General features: G+C 70.6%; 15 protein-coding genes. 10 read left to right on the forward strand and 5 right to left on the reverse strand.

The window, feature by feature from the left end; genetic code table 11:
* Positions 1-159 precede the first annotated feature (159 nt).
* Positions 160-1,116 (reverse strand): methylmalonyl Co-A mutase-associated GTPase MeaB, encoded by a 957-nt coding sequence (gene meaB / locus OG787_RS14015; protein ID WP_369033081.1) that lies wholly within the window; start codon positions 1,114-1,116, stop codon positions 160-162.
* A gap of 46 nt (positions 1,117-1,162) precedes the next feature.
* Positions 1,163-2,365: an acetyl-CoA C-acetyltransferase gene (locus tag OG787_RS14020; RefSeq protein ID WP_369033082.1), complete on the reverse strand. Its 1,203-nt coding sequence runs from the start codon at positions 2,363-2,365 to the stop codon at positions 1,163-1,165.
* A gap of 147 nt (positions 2,366-2,512) precedes the next feature.
* Here OG787_RS14020 and mce point away from each other — a divergent pair, with 147 nt between their 5' ends.
* The 3 genes from mce to OG787_RS14035 all read left to right on the forward strand — a co-directional run bounded on the left by mce (position 2,513) and on the right by OG787_RS14035 (position 8,177).
* Positions 2,513-2,953, forward strand: a complete 441-nt coding sequence (mce, locus tag OG787_RS14025; protein WP_369033083.1) for a methylmalonyl-CoA epimerase — start codon at positions 2,513-2,515, stop codon at positions 2,951-2,953.
* A gap of 242 nt (positions 2,954-3,195) precedes the next feature.
* Positions 3,196-7,044, forward strand: coding sequence for a polarized growth protein Scy (gene scy / locus OG787_RS14030; protein ID WP_369033084.1), 3,849 nt, complete (start codon positions 3,196-3,198; stop codon positions 7,042-7,044).
* A 194-nt stretch (positions 7,045-7,238) separates the two neighbouring features.
* A complete protein-coding gene (locus OG787_RS14035; RefSeq protein WP_235474791.1) occupies positions 7,239-8,177 on the forward strand; it encodes a cellulose-binding protein in 939 nt (312 codons plus the stop codon).
* Positions 8,178-8,275: 98 nt separating this feature from the next.
* Here OG787_RS14035 and OG787_RS14040 read toward each other — a convergent pair whose 3' ends face one another.
* Complete coding sequence (locus OG787_RS14040; RefSeq protein WP_369033085.1) at positions 8,276-8,839, reverse strand: TetR/AcrR family transcriptional regulator; 564 nt, start codon at positions 8,837-8,839, stop codon at positions 8,276-8,278.
* 104 nt (positions 8,840-8,943) lie between these two features.
* Here OG787_RS14040 and OG787_RS14045 point away from each other — a divergent pair, with 104 nt between their 5' ends.
* The 5 genes from OG787_RS14045 (at position 8,944) to OG787_RS14065 (ending at position 14,346) form a co-directional block, all read left to right on the forward strand.
* Entirely contained in the window at positions 8,944-10,287 is a 1,344-nt protein-coding gene (locus OG787_RS14045) for an MDR family MFS transporter (protein ID WP_405535412.1), read from the forward strand.
* A gap of 9 nt (positions 10,288-10,296) precedes the next feature.
* Entirely contained in the window at positions 10,297-11,274 is a 978-nt protein-coding gene (locus OG787_RS14050; RefSeq protein WP_369033087.1) for an ABC transporter ATP-binding protein, read from the forward strand.
* Between the two features lie 2 nt (positions 11,275-11,276).
* The gene (locus OG787_RS14055) at positions 11,277-12,047 is read left to right on the forward strand and encodes an ABC transporter permease (protein WP_369033088.1); all 771 of its coding nucleotides are present in this window, start codon (positions 11,277-11,279) and stop codon (positions 12,045-12,047) included.
* A gap of 242 nt (positions 12,048-12,289) precedes the next feature.
* Positions 12,290-13,486 (forward strand): ABC transporter ATP-binding protein, encoded by a 1,197-nt coding sequence (locus OG787_RS14060; RefSeq protein ID WP_405535414.1) that lies wholly within the window; start codon positions 12,290-12,292, stop codon positions 13,484-13,486.
* Positions 13,483-14,346, forward strand: coding sequence for an ABC transporter permease (locus OG787_RS14065; protein ID WP_369033090.1), 864 nt, complete (start codon positions 13,483-13,485; stop codon positions 14,344-14,346). The genes OG787_RS14060 and OG787_RS14065 overlap by 4 nt, the downstream gene beginning before the upstream one ends.
* A 98-nt stretch (positions 14,347-14,444) precedes the next feature.
* Here the strand turns inward: OG787_RS14065 and OG787_RS14070 are convergent, their stop codons facing one another.
* Positions 14,445-14,777, reverse strand: coding sequence for an ATP/GTP-binding protein (locus OG787_RS14070; RefSeq protein WP_369033091.1), 333 nt, complete (start codon positions 14,775-14,777; stop codon positions 14,445-14,447).
* Positions 14,778-15,068: 291 nt separating this feature from the next.
* Here OG787_RS14070 and OG787_RS14075 point away from each other — a divergent pair, with 291 nt between their 5' ends.
* A complete protein-coding gene (locus OG787_RS14075; protein ID WP_369033092.1) occupies positions 15,069-16,097 on the forward strand; it encodes an LLM class flavin-dependent oxidoreductase in 1,029 nt (342 codons plus the stop codon).
* Between the two features lie 100 nt (positions 16,098-16,197).
* On the opposite strand, the gene OG787_RS14080 is transcribed toward OG787_RS14075, so the two are convergent.
* Positions 16,198-16,590 (reverse strand): SCO5389 family protein, encoded by a 393-nt coding sequence (locus tag OG787_RS14080; RefSeq protein WP_105970747.1) that lies wholly within the window; start codon positions 16,588-16,590, stop codon positions 16,198-16,200.
* Between the two features lie 298 nt (positions 16,591-16,888).
* On the opposite strand from OG787_RS14080, the gene nucS reads away from it, so the two are divergent.
* Positions 16,889-17,560 (forward strand): endonuclease NucS, encoded by a 672-nt coding sequence (gene nucS, locus OG787_RS14085; protein ID WP_369033093.1) that lies wholly within the window; start codon positions 16,889-16,891, stop codon positions 17,558-17,560.
* The last annotated feature ends 65 nt before the right edge of the window (positions 17,561-17,625 follow it).

Genomic DNA, 17,625 nt, shown 5'->3' on the forward strand with positions numbered 1-17,625 from the left:
CCAGACCCCCGCTACGGCCCTGAAGGGGCCTTGTCCTCAAACGCCGGACGGGCTGACAAACCAGCCCGTCCGGCGTTTGAGGACAAGGGGGTTCGGGGGCGGAGCCCCCGAGGATGGGACGGGTAGGGGCGGCGGGGGCGAAGAAACTCGGCGCTCGCCTCAGTGCTCCGTCAGCCCCGCCACCAACTCGTCCGCCGCCCGGTAGGGATCCAGCTCGCCCGCCACGATCCGCTCCGCCAGCGCGCTCAGGCGTCGGTCGCCGTGCAGATCGCCGATGCGTTCGCGGAGTGCCGTCACCGCGATCGTCTCCACCTCGTGGGATGCGCGGGCCCGACGGCGTTCCGTCAGCACTCCCCGCTCCTCCATCCACGCCCGGTGCTTCTCCAGCGCCTCCACCAGCTCGTCGATGCCTTCCTCCCTCGACGCGACCGTCTTCACGATCGGCGGGCGCCAGTCCCCCGGCGCCCGGGATTCGCCCAGGCCCAGCATGTGGTTCAGCTCGCGCGCGGTGGAGTCCGCGCCGTCCCGGTCCGCCTTGTTCACCACGAACACATCGCCGATCTCCAGGATTCCGGCCTTCGCCGCCTGGATGCCGTCCCCCATCCCCGGCGCCAGCAGCACCACACTCGTGTCCGCCTGCGCCGCGATCTCCACCTCCGACTGCCCCACACCCACCGTCTCGACCAGGACCACGTCGCACCCCGCAGCGTCCAGGACACGGATCGCCTGCGGGGCCGCCCAGGCCAGGCCGCCGAGGTGGCCCCGGGTCGCCATCGAGCGGATGTAGACGCCGGGGTCGGAGGCGTGGTCCGACATGCGGACGCGGTCGCCGAGGAGGGCGCCGCCGGAGAACGGCGACGACGGGTCGACGGCGAGGACGCCGACCCGCCTGCCCTGGCGTCGGTAGGCCGTGACGAGTGCCGATGTCGACGTCGACTTGCCGACACCCGGTGATCCCGTCAGGCCGACCACGTACGCGTTGCCGGTCAGCGGGGCCAGCGCGGCCATGACCTCGCGGAGTTGTTCGGACGCCCCCTCCACCAGGGAGATCAGCCGGGCCACGGCCCGCGGCCGGCCTTCCCGGGCCTGCGCCACCAGCGTGGGGACGTCCTGCATCACAACTCCGTTCCGATCACAGACGTATGGCCTGCCTCAAGACCGCTTACGCCTTGGGTACCCGCACGATCAGCGCGTCACCCTGGCCGCCGCCCCCGCACAGGGCCGCCGCGCCCACGCCACCGCCGCGCCGCTTCAGTTCCAGAGCCAGGTGCAGGACGACCCGTGCGCCGGACATCCCGATCGGGTGACCCAGCGCGATCGCACCGCCGTTGACGTTCACCCGATCCGTGGACACCCCGAGATCCTTGATTGACTGGACGGCGACCGCCGCGAAGGCCTCGTTGATCTCGATCAGGTCAAGATCTTCGACGCCCAGGCCCTCCTTCTTGAGGGCGTGCAGGATCGCGTTGGAGGGCTGGGACTGGAGGGAGTTGTCCGGGCCCGCCACATTGCCGTGAGCGCCGATCTCCGCGATCCACTCCAGGCCCAGTTCCTCGGCCTTCGCCCTGCTCATGACCACCACGGCCGCCGCGCCGTCCGAGATCTGCGACGACGTGCCCGCCGTGATCGTGCCGTCCTTGGTGAACGCGGGGCGCAGCTTGCCCAGCGACTCCGCCGTCGTCTCCGCCCGGATGCCCTCGTCCTGGCTGAAAACGATCGGTTCGCCCTTGCGCTGCGGAATCTCGACGGGGGTGATCTCCGCCTCGAACACGCCGTTCTTCTGTGCCGCCGCCGCGCGCTGGTGGGACGCGGCCGCGATCTCGTCCTGTTCGGGGCGCAGGATGCCCAGGCGGGTGTTGTGCTTCTCCGTGGACTCGCCCATGGCGATGTTCTCGAAGGCGTCGGTGAGGCCGTCGTACGCCATCGCGTCGAGCATCTCGATCGCGCCGTACTTGAAGCCCTCACGGGACTTGGGGAGCAGATGGGGGGCGTTCGTCATCGATTCCTGGCCACCGGCGACCACGATGTCGAACTCGCCCGCGCGGATCAGCTGGTCCGCCAGCGCGATCGCGTCCAGGCCCGAGAGGCAGACCTTGTTGATGGTCAGCGCCGGGACGTTCATCGGGATGCCGGCCTTGACCGCCGCCTGGCGGGCCGGGATCTGGCCCGCGCCGGCCTGGAGGACCTGGCCCATGATCACGTACTGCACCTGGTCGCCACCGATCCCCGCACGGTCGAGGGCGGCCTTGATCGCGAAGCCGCCGAGGTCGGCTCCGGAGAAGGTCTTCAGCGAGCCCAGCAACCGCCCCATGGGCGTGCGTGCGCCCGCGACGATCACCGAGGTGGTGCTGTTGGTTCCTGACATGAGGAGCGATCCCCTTTCAGCTGGAGAGCTGAGGAGTGTGAACGAGGGTTTACCTGAATGTACTGAGCGGTAGTGCCTCCGTCATCGGGCCGTCGGTGTGATCGCGCGCACGTTGCGTAACCACCGCAGGAGCGCTGCACTAACACCATGCTGACGCGAATCGACCACATCGGGATCGCCTGTTTCGACCTCGACACGACAGTCGAGTTCTACCGGGCCACGTACGGCTTCGAGGTGTTCCACTCCGAGGTCAACGAGGAGCAGGGCGTACGCGAGGCCATGTTGAAGATCAACAACACGGACGACGGCGGCGCCTCCTACCTCCAGCTCCTGGAACCGACCCGCGAGGACTCCGCCGTGGGCAAGTGGCTGGCCAAGAACGGGGAGGGCGTGCACCACATCGCCTTCGGTACGGCGGATGTGGACAGCGAGGCCGCGGACATCCGTGAGAAGGGCGTACGCGTTCTGTACGAGGAGCCACGGCGCGGCTCCATGGGGTCGCGGATCACCTTCCTGCACCCAAAGGATTGCCACGGAGTACTGACAGAACTGGTCACTTCGGCGGCTGTTGAGTCACCTGAGCACTGACCCTCGTACATATGGGCCGGTAGGGTTGGGGACGGCCGCTGCCGTGTTGTCGGGCAGCGGTCCGGGTCCTGATGTGTGGAGGTGAGGATCCGAGGGCCGGGGTTCAGGTTTCGGGGGCCGAGGGTGAGGGCGGGAGTCCGTGCCTCGCCGTTGATCTGACACCATTCCCCGGGGGCCCCGTTCGGCGGACGGACGTGGCTCGTTCGGAGAAGGTTGCGACCAGGGACGGATGGGACCGCGCAGTGCGGGGCTACGAACGCCAGGAGCGAGAGCCGGCGGCTGACGTCGACCACCTCTCTCGGTTCGAGGCCGAGATGGAGCGGCTGAAGACCGAGCGGGAAAAGGCGATTCAGCACGCCGAGGACCTCGGCTACCAGGTCGAGGTGCTGCGCGCCAAGCTTCACGAGGCGCGCCGCACTCTCATGTCCCGGCCCGCCTATGACGGCGGTGACATCGGCTATCAGGCCGAGCAGTTGCTGCGGAACGCGCAGATCCAGGCGGACCAGCTCCGCCAGGACGCCGAGCGCGAGATGTCCCAGGCGCGCGCCCAGACCCAGCGCATCCTTCAGGAGCACGCCGAGCAGGCGGCCCGCTTGCAGGCCGAACTGCACCAGGAGGCGGTGACCCGGCGCCAGCAGCTCGACCAGGAACTGGCCGAGCGACGCCAGACCGTCGAGTCGCACGTCAACGAGAACGTGGCGTGGGCCGAGCAGCTGCGGGCCCGCAGCGAGTCCCAGGCGCGCCGGCTGGTCGACGAGTCGCGGTCCGAGGCCGAGCAGGCGCTGGCCGCCGCCCGGGCCGAGGCCGAGCGGGTCGCCAATGAGGCCAGGCAGCGCCTCCAGAGCGAGAACGAGGCCGCCCGCGCGGAGGCCGACCAGCTGCTGCGCCGGGCCCGTGCCGAGGCCGACCGCCTGCTGAACAGCGCGACCTCCGAGGCCCGCGAGGCCGCCGACCACGCCGAGCAGCTGCGCAGCTCCACGGCGACCGAGTCGGACAGCGCCCGCCGCCAGGCCACCGAGCTGAGCCGCGCCGCCGAGCAGCGGATACAGGAGGCCGAGGCCGCCCTGCGTGAGGCCCGCCTGGAGGCGGAGAAGGTCGTCACCGAGGCCAAGGAGGCCGCGGCCAAGACGACCGCCAGCGCCGAGTCCGCCAACGAGCAGCGCACCCGTACGGCGAAGGAGCAGGTCGCCCGGCTGGTCACCGAGGCCAGCCAGGAGGCCGAGGCGACCAAGGCGTCCGCCGAGGAGGTCGTCGCCGACGCGAAGGCCAAGGCCGAGAAGATCGTCGCCGAGGCCGAGGAGACCGCCCGCAGTCTCACCGCCGAGGAGACCGCCTCCCAGCTCGCCAAGGCGGCCCGCACCGCCGAGGACGTCCTCAACAGGGCGTCCGAGGAAGCGAAGTCGACCACCAAGGCGGCCACCGAGGAGGCCGAGCGCATCCGCGCCGAGGCCGAGACCGAGGCCGACCGGCTGCGCGCCGAGGCGCACGACATCGCCGAGCAGCTCAAGGGCACGGCGAAGGACGACACCAAGGAGTACCGCGCCAAGACCGTCGAGCTTCAGGAAGAGGCCCGGCGGCTGCGCGGTGAGGCCGAGCAGCTGCGCGCCGACGCGGTCGCCGAGGGCGAGCGCATCCGCGCGGAGGCGCGCCGCGAGGCCGTCCAGCAGATCGAGGAGGCGGCCAGGACCGCCGAGGAGCTGCTCGCCAAGGCGAAGGCGGACGCGGACGAGCTGCGCCAGACCGCCCAGACGGACAGCGAGAAGGTCCGTACGGAGGCCATCGAGCGCGCGACGACGCTGCGCCGGCAGGCCGAGGAAACCCTGGAGCGCACCCGCAAGGAGGCCGAGCGGCACCGCGCGGAGGCCGTCGAGCAGGCCGAGGGCATCGCGGCGGACGCCGAGCAGGCCTCGCGCGAGCTGCGCGAGGAGACCGAGCGGGCCATAGAGGCGCGCCGCGACGAGGCCGCCGCCGAGCTGACCCGGCTGCACACGGAGGCCGAGGACCGGCTCACCGCGGCCGAGCAGGCGCTCACCGACGCCCGCGCGGAGGCCGAGCGGATCCGCCGCGAGGGGGCCGAGGAGTCGGAGCGGCTGCGTTCCGAGGCCGCCGAGCGGGTCCGGAGCCTCCAGGCGCAGGCCGACGCGGAGATCCAGCGGCTGCGCGACGAGGCGGCGGCGGACGCGTCCGCGTCCCGGGCGGAGGGCGAGGCCATCGCCGTACGCCTGCGGTCCGACGCGGCGGCCGAGGCCGAGCGGCTGAAGTCGGAGGCCCAGGACACCGCCGACCGGGTACGGGCGGAGGCGCAGGCCGCCGCCGAGCGACTGGCGACGGAGGCGTCGGAGACGCTGGCCGCCGCCCAGGAGGAGGCCGCCAGGCGGCGCCGCGAGGCCGAGGAGACCCTCGGTTCCGCCCGCCAGGAGGCCGACCAGGAGCGCGAGCGGGCCCGCGAACAGAGCGAGGAGCTGCTGGCGTCGGCGCGCAAGCGCGTGGAGGACGCCCAGGCCGAGGCCGTACGACTGGTCGAGGAGGCGGACCGGCGCGCCAACGAGATGGTGTCGGCGGCCGAGCAGCACGCCCAGCAGGTCCGGGAGTCGGTGTCGGGGCTGCACGAGCAGGCCCAGGAGGAGATCCAGGGGCTGCGCTCCGCCGCCGAGCACGTCGCCGACCGGATGCGGCGCGAGGCGTCGGAGGAGGCGGACCGGGTCCGTGCCGACGCCTACTCCGAGCGGGAGCGGGCCTCGGAGGACGCGAGCCGGGTGCGGCGCGAGGCGTCGGAGGCGTCGGAGCACGCCAAGGTGCTCGCCGAGCGCACGGTGGGCGAGGCGATCGCCGAGGCGGAGCGGCTGCGCCAGGACGCCGCCGCGCACGCCCAGCGGGTGCGTACGGAGGCTTCGGACACCATCGCGAACGCCGAGCAGGACGCTTCGCGCAGCCGTGCGGAGGCCCGCGAGGACGCGAACCGGATCCGTTCGGACGCGGCGACGCAGGCCGACACGCTGATCACCGAGGTGACGGCGGAGGCGGAGCGGCTCACCGAGGAGACCAACGCCGAGGCGGAGCGCGTACGTGCCGAGTCCGTGGCCAAGGCCGAGCAGCTGATCTCGGAGGCGACCGGGGACGCGGAGCGGCTGCGCGCCGAGGCCGCCGAGACGGTCGGTTCGGCGCAGCAGCACGCGGAGCGGGTGCGCGCGGAGGCCGAGCGGGTCAAGGCGGAGGCGGCGGCGGAGGCCGACCGGCTCATGTCGACCGCGCGCGACGAGGCCGACAGCACGCTGGACGAGGCCCGCAAGGAGGCCAACAAGCGGCGCTCCGAGGCGGCCGAGCAGGTCGACACGCTCATCACGGAGACGGCCGCCGAGGCCGACAAGCTGCTGTCGGAGTCGCAGCAGGCCGCGCAGAAGACGACCGCGGAAGCGGAGGCGCAGGCCGACTCGATGGTGGGCGCCGCCCGCAACGAGGCGGAACGACTGGTGTCCCAGGCGACGGCCCGGGGCAACTCGACGGTGGAGAAGGCCCGTACGGACGCGGACGAGCTGCTCGTCGGCGCGCGCCGGGACGCCACCGCCATAAGGGAGCGGGCCGAGGAGCTGCGCGACCGCATCACGACCGAGATCGAGGGCCTGCACGAGCGGGCCCGCCGCGAGGCCGCCGAGACGATGAAGTCGACCGGCGACCGCTGCGACGCGCTGATCACGGCCGCCGAGGAGCAGCTCGTCAAGGCGGAGCTGAAGGCCAAGGACCTGGTCTCGGAGGCCAACTCGGAGGCGGGCAAGGTCCGGATCGCCGCCGTCAAGAAGGCCGAGGGGCTCCTGAAGGAGGCCGAGCAGAAGAAGGCCACCCTGATCCGGGAGGCCGAGGAACTCCGCGCCGAGGCGATCCGCGAGGCGAAGGCCACGGTCGAGGAGGGCAAGCGGGAACTGGAGATCCTCGTGCGGCGCCGCGAGGACATCCAGGCGGAGATCTCCCGTGTCCAGGACGTACTGGAGGCGTTGGAGTCCTTTGAGGCCCCGTCAGCGAACAAGGACGGCGGCGTCAAGGCGGGCGCTGCCGTAGGTGTCACCCGTACGGGTGGCAAGTCATCAGATGGCTAGCGCGGAGGGCGCGTTGCGTGCATTCTGTGGGGCTTTCTGGGGTCTTTGACCAATTCTTTGGCAAGCAGCACGCCGGTTAGCCACTCAAAAGGGGTCTGATTCTCCATATCAATCGGGTGACTGCTCGATGACACGCCGCTTGGACCCCTAGGATTCCCCCTATCACCTCACCGGTCTCATTCGACAGGAACCCCATGAGCGACACTTCCCCCTACGGCTTCGAGCTTGTGCGGCGTGGGTACGACCGCGCTCAGGTGGACGAACGCATTTCGAAGCTCGTCTCCGACCGTGACAGCGCTCTGGCTCGTATCACTGCTCTGGAAAAGCGCATCGAGGAGCTCCACCTCGAAACGCAGAACGCCCAGGCCCAGGTCAGCGACGCGGAGCCGTCGTACGCCGGTCTCGGCGCGCGTGTCGAGAAGATCCTCCGCCTCGCCGAGGAGGAGGCGAAGGACCTGCGCGAGGAGGCCCGTCGCGCGGCCGAGCAGCACCGTGAGCTGGCCGAGTCGGCGGCTCAGCAGGTGCGCAACGACGCAGAATCGTTCGCTGCGGACCGCAAGTCCAAGGCGGAGGACGAGGGCGTCCGGATCGTCGAGAAGGCCAAGAGCGACGCCTCCCAGCTGCGCCAGGAGGCGCAGAAGGACGCGCAGTCCAAGCGTGAGGAGGCGGACGCCCTCTTCGAGGAGACCCGCGCCAAGGCCGCCCAGGCCGCCGCGGACTTCGAGACGAATCTCGCCAAGCGCCGCGAGCAGTCGGAGCGCGACCTCGCGTCCCGTCAGGCCAAGGCCGAGAAGCGTCTCGCGGAGATCGAGCACCGCGCGGAGCAGCTTCGCCTGGAGGCCGAGAAGCTGCGCACGGACGCCGAGCGCCGCGCCCGCCAGACGGTCGAGACGGCCCAGCGCCAGGCCGAGGACATCGTGGCCGACGCGAACGCCAAGGCCGACCGGATCCGTTCGGAATCGGAGCGCGAGCTGGCGGCTCTCACCAACCGCCGCGACTCGATCAACGCCCAGCTGACGAACGTCCGCGAGATGCTCGCCACCCTGACGGGAGCCGCGGTCGCAGCCGCCGGCGCCCCCACGACGGACGACGAGCCGATCACCCGCGGGGTTCCGGCCCAGCAGTCCCGGTAAGCAGCGGTTCCGAAGGCCCGTACCTCCTGAACAGGGGGTGCGGGCCTCCGCCTTTGGGGGCGCGGGGAACTGCGCGACCAGCCACGACGGCGCAGCACTCACCCACGGCGAACAAGTGGCAGAAACACGTCGTCCACAATCTCCACCAGCACCTGCTCGGAAACCGGCTCCCGCCCCAACAACATCTCGTGCCGCAAAAGATCAGCGGGCAAGCTGATCACACGCCCCGGAAGATCCCCGCTCACGATCTCTCCCCGACCCGCCGCCCGCTCAAGGATCACCCCAAGAACCCCCCGCATGATCCGAGCGAAGTCCGGATCCACATCGGGCACCTCGGCCAGCAGCCCATGAATGACATCGGGCCCAAGCTCCCTCTGCCGCTCCACCATCCCCCGCAGCACAGCGAGCACATCCCCCCGCAACTCCCCCGTATCGGGCACCTGTTCGCCCAACGCCCCGCTCCGCCGCCGCACCACCGCCCGCACCAGTTGCGCCCGATTGGGCCACCGCCGGTACAGAACCTGCTTCCCGGTACGGGCCCGCGCCGCGACGCCCTCCATCGTGAGCCTGGCGTAGCCGACCTCCGCCAGCTCCTCCCACGCGGCGTCGAGCAGATCGGCCTCCAGAGCCGCCCCGCGCCGCCGCGAACCGTCACCGGTCACTCCATGCCTCCGTGAGAGCCAGGTAAGAGACATTGCGTCTCCTATCCAGGCCAGCCTATCCTCCAAATAAGAGACGCTACGTCTCCAATGGACCCGGAGAAGCAATGGACCCCACCCTCCGAAAACTCACCCTGACCCTCGTCCTCGGCGCCCTCGCCCCTCTCCTCGACAGCACGGTCGTCTCCATCGCCCTGCACACCCTCAGTGCCGACCTCCACGCCCCCACAGCCACCGTCCAATGGGTCAGCACCGCCTACCTCCTGGCCCTGGCGACCGTCGTCCCCCTCTCCGCCTGGGCCGTGGAACGCGTCGGCGGCCGACGTCTCTGGCTCACCTCACTCACCCTGTTCCTCGCCGGCTCGGTGCTGTGCGGCCTCGCCCGGGACACCGGCTCGCTCATCGCCTTCCGGGTCGTGCAGGGCGTCGGCGGCGGCCTGCTGCTGCCCGTCCTTCAGACCCTCGTCATGCGCGCCGCCGGCGGCCGGAACCTGGGCCGACTGATGGCGGCGATCACTCTGCCCGCGGTGGTCGTACCGATCCTCGGCCCGGTGCTCGGCGGTCTGATCGCCGGGCATCTCAGCTGGCGCTGGATCTTCTACGTCAACGTGCCCGTCTGTCTGCTCGCCCTGTCCCTCGCCTGGCGGACCCTCCCGAAGGACACCCCCGCCGACCACGAACAGCACCGCCTCCGCCTCGATCTCACCGGCCTCCTGCTCCTCTCCCCCGGCCTCGCGGCACTCGCGTACGGGCTCACCGAGAACGGCCCCGCCCGGGCGACGGCGACGCCCCTGGGCGCCGTACTCGTGGCCGCCTTCGTCGTGCACGCCCGGCGGGCCGACGCGCCCCTCGTCGACGTACGGCTCTTCCGGGACCGTGCCTTCGCCGTCTCCTCGGTGCTGCTGTTCCTCGGCGGGCTCGCGCTCTTCGGCGGGATGTTCCTGCTGCCCCTCTACTACCAGCAGGTCCGCGGCGAGGGCGTGGTCGCCGCCGGGCTGCTGCTCGCGCCCCAGGGGGTCGGCAGTCTGCTCGCCCGGGTGACCGGGCCGCTCACCGACCGGGTCGGGCCGCGGCCGGTCGTGGTGGGCGGGCTGCTGCTCACCGCCCTCGGCACGCTCCCCTTCGCCCTCCGGCATCCCGCCGGCGTCCTGTTGCCCGTAGCGCTGGCCGTGCGCGGGCTCGGGATGAGCGCCGCCAACATGGCCGTCATGGTCGGCGCGTACCAGGGGCTGACGCCCGCACAGATACCGCACGCCAGCACGACCACCCGGATCGTGCAGCAGCTCGGCGGGTCCTTCGGCACCGCGGTCCTCGCGGCGGTGCTCGCCCGGGGCCATGGCGGCGGCACCTTCCCGCACGCCTTCCTCTGGGCCACCGCGTTCACCATTGTTGCGGCAGGCGTCGGTCTTGGTTTGCCCAGCCGGGTGGCACCGGCCGAACGCCCGAACTAGCGTGGCCGCATGATCGAGCTAGAGGGGCTGACCAAGCGGTACGGCGAGAAAGTGGCGGTCAATCATCTGACGTTCACCGTCAGACCGGGCATCGTGACGGGCTTCCTCGGGCCCAACGGTGCCGGGAAGTCCACCACCATGCGGATGATGCTCGGCCTCGACCGCCCCACCGCCGGTGACGTCCGGATCGACGGTCAGCACTACGACCATCTCAAGGACCCCCTCAAGTACATCGGCGCCCTGCTCGACGCCAAGGCCATGCACGGTGGGCGCAGCGCCTTCAACCACCTGCTCTGTCTCGCCCAGAGCAACGGCATCCCCAGCTCGCGCGTGCACGAGGTGCTCGACACCGTCGGGCTCACCGCGGTCGCCCGGAAGAAGGCGAAGGGGTTCTCGCTCGGGATGGGGCAGCGGCTCGGTATCGCCGGCGCGCTGCTCGGCGATCCGCGGATCCTGATGTTCGACGAGCCGGTCAACGGCCTCGACCCCGAGGGCATCCACTGGATCCGCAACCTGATGAAGTCGCTGGCCGCGCAGGGCCGTACGGTCTTCGTCTCGTCCCATCTCATGAGCGAGATGGCGCTGACGGCCGATCATCTGGTCGTCATCGGGCAGGGGCGGCTGCTCGCCGACACCTCCATGGCGGACTTCATCGAGCAGAACTCGCGCTCGTACGTCCGTATCCGCTCCCCCCAGCGCGAACGGCTGCTCGACGTCCTGCACTCGGCCGGGATCACCGTCGTACAGGCGGGTGCCGAGACGCTCGAAGTGGACGGCGGGAAGGCCGAGCGGATCGGTGAGCTGGCCGCGCAGCACCACATCGTGCTGCATGAGCTGAGCCCCCAGCAGGCATCCCTGGAGGAGGCGTTCATGCAGCTGACGGCCGAGTCGGTCGAGTACCACGCGCACAGCGACACACCGCCCTCGGCCGGTCTCCCGGCCGCCCCCTCCCCCGGGCCCTGGGGCGACGGCTGGAAGAAGGACTGAGCATGGCAGCCACCCAGGTCCTCCGGTCCGAGTGGACCAAGATCCGGTCGGTGGCGTCCACGGTGTGGACGCTCGGTCTCGCGGCCGTCGTGACGATCGCGCTCGGTGCGCTTATCTCGCTGCTCTTCAAGAACCAGTGGAGCGACCTCAGCGAGAAGGACCGGCTCTCCTTCGACCCGACGTACACGAGTTTCGCCGGGATGAGTCTTGGTCAGCTCGCGATGATCGTGTTCGGGGTGCTCGTCGTGTCGAACGAGTACAGCACCGGCATGATCCGCACCTCGCTGGCGGCCGTACCCCAGCGCGGCACGTTCCTCGCGAGCAAGCTGGCGGTCGCGACCGGGCTGGCCTTCGCGGTCGGGGTCGTCACCAGCTTCGCCGCGTTCTTCCTCGGGCAGGCGATGCTGGGCGGGCACTCGACGTCCATCGGCGATCCGGGTGTGCTGCGCGCGGTGATCGGCGGGGCGCTGTACATGACGCTCATCGCCCTGTTCTCCATGGGCGTGGCCGCGATGCTGCGCAGCCCGATGCTGGCGCTCGGTGTGCTGATGCCGTTCTTCTTCCTGATCTCCAACATCCTGGGCGCGGTCTCGGCGACCAAGAAGATCGCGCGCTATCTGCCGGACCAGGCGGGCAGCAAGATCATGCAGGTGGTGACTCCGGTCGACAACGACACTCCGTACGGGCCTTGGGGTGGGCTCGCGATCATGGTGGTGTGGGTTGTCGTGGCGCTGCTCGGGGGGTATGTGCTGCTGAAGAAGCGGGATGCGTAGCGCTCCGCTGGGTGGGGGGTGGGGGGTTCTTTGGCCGCAGGTCCGGTGGGGGCTGATCGCGCAGTTCCCCGCGCCCCTGTCGGGGCGCGGTTCCCGCGCCCGACATCGCCACGGCCACCTGGGCGGGCATGCACCCGACATTTTTGCTCACCCTTGGGGGGAACCGTCAGCTCCCCGATAAGCTCCTAACCCTTACGGGGGCGTGTGCCCCGCTGTCGTGAAATTTTCGGTGGGTGCGGAGCATGATCGAGGCAGTCGGCCTGACGAAGCGCTACGGCGACAAGACGGCCGTGTACAACCTTTCCTTCCAGGTGCGGCCGGGGTCCGTCACCGGCTTCCTCGGCCCCAACGGCTCGGGCAAGTCGACGACGATGAGGATGATCCTCGGCCTGGACCAGCCCACCTCGGGCCAGGTCACGATCGGCGGCTTCCCCTACCGCAAGCTGCCCAACGCCCCCCGCCAGGTCGGTGCCCTGCTCGACGCCAAGGCCGTGCACGGCGGCCGGCACGCCCGTAACCATCTGCTGTGTCTGGCCCAGCTGTCGGGCATCCCGGCACGGCGCGTGGACGAGGTGCTCGGGGTCGTCGGGCTCCAGGACGTGGCCCGGAAGCGCTCCAAGGGGTTCTCGCTCGGCATGGGCCAGCGGCTCGGCATCGCCGCCGCGCTCCTCGGCGACCCCCAGGTGCTGCTCTTCGACGAGCCGGTCAACGGCCTCGACCCCGAGGGCATCCTCTGGGTGCGCAACCTGATGAAGGCGCTCGCGGCGGAGGGGCGGACCGTGTTCGTCTCCTCCCACCTGATGAGCGAGATGGCGCTGACCGCCGACCACCTCATCGTGATCGGGCGCGGACAGCTGCTCTCCGACATGAGCGTGCGGGACTTCATCTCCGCCAACTCCGCCGACTTCGCGCGCGTACGCACCCCGGAGACCGAGCCGCAGCAGCGCGAGAAGCTGACGGCCGCGCTGACCGAGGCGGGCGGCCAGGTGCTGCCCGAGCAGGACGGCGCCCTGCGCGTCATGGGCCTGCCGCTGCCCCGCATCAGCGACCTCGCGCACTCCGCCGACGTACGCCTGTGGGAGCTGTCGCCGCACCAGGCGTCGCTGGAGGAGGCGTACATGCGGATGACGCAGGGCGCCGTCGACTACCGCTCGACCATCGACCAGCGGGCCGGACTCCAGCAGCTGCCCCCGCCGGGCGCGCAGCCGCCGCCCCAGATGCCGGTGCCGGGACAGGGCCAGCCGGGCTGGTACGCCCCGCCGCCGCCCCAGGAGGGCGGTCAGCCCCCGTTCTCGGCGCCCGAGCCGCTCGGACCGCCCTCGGGGCCGTACGGCGGCCCTGCCGGCCCCGCCGCGCCCGGTGGCGCCCACCCGAACCCGTACGCGCAGCCCGCTCCTGCCGCCGCCCCCGACCTGACCAAGCCCGAGGACGCCCGATGAGCACGCCCCAGCAGCCCCCGACGCAGACGCCGGTGCCGCAGGCGGCGCCGAACTGGCAGGCGGCGCCCGGCGCTTCGTACGCCGCCGCCTACACCTCGCCGATCCCGGTCACGCGCACGCATCTCGGTCACGCCCTCGCCTCCGAGTGGACGAAGATCAAGTCGGTGCGCTCCACGATGTGGACGCTCGGGGTCTTCCTGGTCCTCGTCATCGGCATCGGCCTGCTGGTCGCCGCGCAGACGACCAACGAGGACTTCGGGGACGTGCCGTACACGATTCCCGCGTTCTTCGGGCTGATCCTCGGGCAGATCTGCCTGATCACGCTGGGCGTGCTGGTCATCTCGTCCGAGTACGGCACGGGCATGATCCGTACGACGTTCACCGCGTCGCCGCAGCGCCACCGGGTGCTCGCCGCCAAGTTGATCATCTTCTTCGCGGTCGCGTTCGTCGTGTCCGCGTTCGCGATCGGTTTCGTCGGTCTGGCGACCGAGTCGATGCACAACGGCGACGGCGGCAAGCCCTGGGGCGGCACGGTCGTCATGGGCGCGCTGTACGTCTCGCTGCTCGGCACGCTCGCCCTCGCGGTCGGCTCGATGCTGCGTCACTCGGCGGGCGCGATCACCACGATGCTGGGGCTCGTCCTGGTGCCGGCGATCCTGCCCGCGTTCCTGCTGATGTCCGAGAGCATGCGGACGATCGGCGAGAAGATGCTCGACTACAACGCGCCCAACGCCCTCGCCAAGATCTTCGGACTGGACGACGAGAACGCCGCCGGGGGTGCCCAGCTCGGTCTGCTCGCCGGCCTGACCGCCGCGGCGATCGTCGGCGCCTTCGTCCTGCTGGACCGCCGGGACGTGTGAATCACCGGATTCACCCGATCTATCTGATTCACCTGGCCCACCCGATTCAGCTGATTCACTCGGAGGGGTGAACTCCGCGAGCCGACAGGCGAGTTGGTTCAGAACCTCGGTGCGTTACGGGACCGCTGCACCCGTGTGGTGCGGCGGTCCTTCGCGTTCCAGCACGCCTTGTGCCAGTGCCGGCGGTCGTCCACGCCCGCGTGCTCGGCCCACGCGACGACATGCGGGACACCGGACGGGATCAGCTGGTCGCAGCCCGGGCAGCGGTACGTCTTGCCCTGGGCGCTGGCCCCCGCGACATGCCGGACGTTCCAGCTCTCGCCCTGCCAGTTCTCCGAGGACTGGAAGCCGCCGTAGCGGCCGGAGTCGTCCTCGTCGGCACTCCGGCCGGGCGAGCCGGGGCCTTGGGGGCGGTTGCGGCGCGGGGACACGGAACACCTCACGGAGCGGTTCAGGGGGCAGGAGTCGTCTCCAGCCTACGCGGCGCGATCCGGGGTAGAAGTAAGTCAGCACCGTCGTACGAACTTCTCTCGAACCCCTTCTCGAATCCCCCGTCGGTCCCCCACCGGTCCGCCGTCGGCACCCCGGCCACTCTTCGCCCGGCTGCCCGATTCTGCAGACAATCCGCCAATCTCTCCGCCAAGCCGTGACTTCGGCACGTGTCGAGCGGTTATGCCGAGCGGGGGAGCTCCATGTCGGGGCCTAGGAAGCAGGAAAGAGCAATGCGCGTAGGAAGTTTTGTGCTGGCGGCCCAGTTCCCGGGCCAGGGCCAGGGGGAGGCGCTGCACCGAGCGGTCCGGTCCGCCGAGGTCGCCGAGGAGGCGGGTCTCGACACGGTCTGGCTGGCGGAGCACCACTTCGTGCCGTACGGCACCTGCCCGTCCGCGACGACGCTGGCCGCGCTGCTGCTGGGCCGCACCCGGCGCATCCGGGTCGGCACGGCGGTGAGCGTGCTGCCCACCACCCACCCGGTGATGCTCGGCGAGCAGGCCGCGCTGCTGCATCTGACGTCCGGCGGGCGGTTCACGCTGGGCGTGGGGCGCGGCGGTCCGTGGGTCGACCTGGAGGTGTTCGGGACGGGGATCGAGGCGTACGAGAAGGCCTTCCCGGAATCACTCGATCTGCTGGTCCGCTGGCTGCGTGAGCCGTCCGTGGCGGCCGACGGCGACCGGTTCAGGTTCCGTGAGGTGCCCGTCGTACCCAGCCCGTCGGAGTCGCTGACGGAGACGGCGGGGCCGGAGGTCGTCGTCGCGTGCACCTCGCCGGCGAGTGTGCGGCTGGCCGCCGAGCGCGGGCTGCCGATGCTCCTCGGGATGCATGTCGGCGACGAGGAGAAGGCCGAGATGGTCACCCTGTGGCGGAAGTCGGCGCGTGCGGCGGGGCGTCCGGCGGACGAGATCCACGGCGCCGCCCATGTGTCGGCGGGCGTCTGCCAGATCGCGGACCGGCGTACGGACGCGGTCGAGACGCTGATGAAGGCGATGCCGGGCTGGCTGCGTCAGGGACTGGAAGCACATGTCACGGTGGACGGCCGGGCTCGTTCGATGCGGGACCCGGTGGCGTACACCGAACTCCTCTGCGGACTGCACCCGGTCGGCACCCCCAGGCTGTGCGCCGACCGGCTCGCGGCCACGTCCGAACGGACGGGCATCTCCCGCTTCGCGCTGCTCATCGAGGGCTCCGGCGACCTGGCGGCCACGGAGGAGAACGTACGGCGGCTGGGGAGCGAGGTGCTCACACAGCTGCGCTGACCCGATCATCCCGGTCAACCGCCCGCTGCCCCAGGTAGCTTGCCGCCCCGTACAGAAACACCTCCCGCGTACGGAGCGGCAAGCCGGTGCCTAAGTCACCTCAGCAGTCCCGGAATTCCGGGGACTGGTTCAGCAACTGACTGCGCACCGAGGTGAAGCGGGCCAGCTTGACGTCGACAGAGGCGTCCAGCGGGAACACCGCCACCCGGTGGCAGTTCTGGAAGGCCAGCCGCACCCCGAAGTGCCGCTGAAGCGCACCGCGAATCGCGTCACTCGCCAGCGCACGCAGCAGCTGCCCACGTGCCTGCTCGTCCGGCGGCGGCGTCTGGTTGTCGGCGAAGTCTCCGCCGTCCACCTTCAGCTGGGCCACCAGGGAGCTGATCATCTCCCATGCGTAGGGCAGGGAGGTCCGGACGCAGTCGACGAATTCAGCTTCGTCGACCTCGCCTCGCTCGGCCTGTTCGAGTAGGGCCGGTGAGACGTCGAGCGACATGGGTTCTCCTCTCGCACCCCCGGGTCGCGGGGGTTGCCGGACAGGGAAAGGGAGCCCGCGACACCGAGCACGCTCCGTAGATGCATCGCGACCTCCCGGTTACTACGGTATGCAACGGACCGTGACGGCACCAGGAAAACGCGGATACAGGACCGGTCAGAACCGTCCCCGTAGGCACACAATCAGCCAACAACGAACAGTTGCCACTGGCATGTTCCTTCGGCCCACCGAGCGCCCGTCACCACTGTGAGGTGGGCGAATCGCGTGGAGCACCACGCGTCGAGTAGCGTTGCCGACCATGCGTCTCGTCATTGCGCGCTGTTCCGTGGACTACGCGGGCCGGCTCACCGCTCATCTCCCGTCGGCCCCCCGTCTCATCCTGGTCAAGGCTGACGGCAGCGTCTCGATCCACGCGGACGACCGCGCCTACAAGCCCCTCAACTGGATGTCTCCGCCCTGCACGTTGAAGGAGGGGGCAGGAGAAGAGGAGGGGATCTGGACCGTCATCAACAAGGCGGGCGAGAAGCTCATCATCACGATGGAGGAGATCCTTCACGATTCCTCCCACGAACTGGGCGTCGACCCCGGCCTGATCAAGGACGGCGTGGAAGCACACCTCCAGGAACTGCTCGCCGACCGCATCGAGACCCTCGGCGACGGCTACACGCTCATCCGCCGCGAGTACATGACGGCCATCGGCCCGGTCGACATCCTGTGCCGGGACGCCGACGGCGCGACGGTCGCGGTCGAGATCAAGCGACGCGGTGAGATCGACGGCGTGGAGCAACTCACGCGCTACCTGGAGCTGTTGAACCGCGACCCGCACCTCGCGCCGGTCCGCGGCATCTTCGCCGCCCAGGAGATCAAGCCCCAGGCCCGCGTCCTCGCCACGGACCGGGGGATCGGCTGCGCGGTGCTGGACTACAACGCTCTGCGGGGCATCGAGGACGACAAACTCCGGCTGTTCTGACGGCTGTTCAAGGTTGTAGGGCTGGTTGCACGACGAAGGGGCGGGTCCGTGGCCACGGACCCGCC

Origin of the sequence: Streptomyces sp. NBC_00075 (genome assembly GCF_045041225.1) — a bacterium.
GTDB classification, from domain to species: domain Bacteria; phylum Actinomycetota; class Actinomycetes; order Streptomycetales; family Streptomycetaceae; genus Streptomyces; species Streptomyces adonidis.

What these genes read in the sequence shown, in the direction of transcription:
- OG787_RS14045 (WP_405535412.1), top strand. Translation starts at nt 8,944, where the DNA reads ATGGACCCCACCCTCCGAAAACTCACCCTGACCCTCGTCCTCGGCGCC.
- OG787_RS14050 (WP_369033087.1), top strand. Translation starts at nt 10,297, where the DNA reads ATGATCGAGCTAGAGGGGCTGACCAAGCGGTACGGCGAGAAAGTGGCG.
- OG787_RS14060 (WP_405535414.1), top strand. Translation starts at nt 12,290, where the DNA reads ATGATCGAGGCAGTCGGCCTGACGAAGCGCTACGGCGACAAGACGGCC.
- OG787_RS14075 (WP_369033092.1), top strand. Translation starts at nt 15,069, where the DNA reads ATGCGCGTAGGAAGTTTTGTGCTGGCGGCCCAGTTCCCGGGCCAGGGC.
- meaB (WP_369033081.1), bottom strand. Translation starts at nt 1,116, where the DNA reads ATGCAGGACGTCCCCACGCTGGTGGCGCAGGCCCGGGAAGGCCGGCCG.
- nucS (WP_369033093.1), top strand. Translation starts at nt 16,889, where the DNA reads ATGCGTCTCGTCATTGCGCGCTGTTCCGTGGACTACGCGGGCCGGCTC.
- OG787_RS14020 (WP_369033082.1), bottom strand. Translation starts at nt 2,365, where the DNA reads ATGTCAGGAACCAACAGCACCACCTCGGTGATCGTCGCGGGCGCACGC.
- mce (WP_369033083.1), top strand. Translation starts at nt 2,513, where the DNA reads ATGCTGACGCGAATCGACCACATCGGGATCGCCTGTTTCGACCTCGAC.
- OG787_RS14065 (WP_369033090.1), top strand. Translation starts at nt 13,483, where the DNA reads ATGAGCACGCCCCAGCAGCCCCCGACGCAGACGCCGGTGCCGCAGGCG.
- OG787_RS14055 (WP_369033088.1), top strand. Translation starts at nt 11,277, where the DNA reads ATGGCAGCCACCCAGGTCCTCCGGTCCGAGTGGACCAAGATCCGGTCG.
- OG787_RS14080 (WP_105970747.1), bottom strand. Translation starts at nt 16,590, where the DNA reads ATGTCGCTCGACGTCTCACCGGCCCTACTCGAACAGGCCGAGCGAGGC.
- OG787_RS14035 (WP_235474791.1), top strand. Translation starts at nt 7,239, where the DNA reads ATGAGCGACACTTCCCCCTACGGCTTCGAGCTTGTGCGGCGTGGGTAC.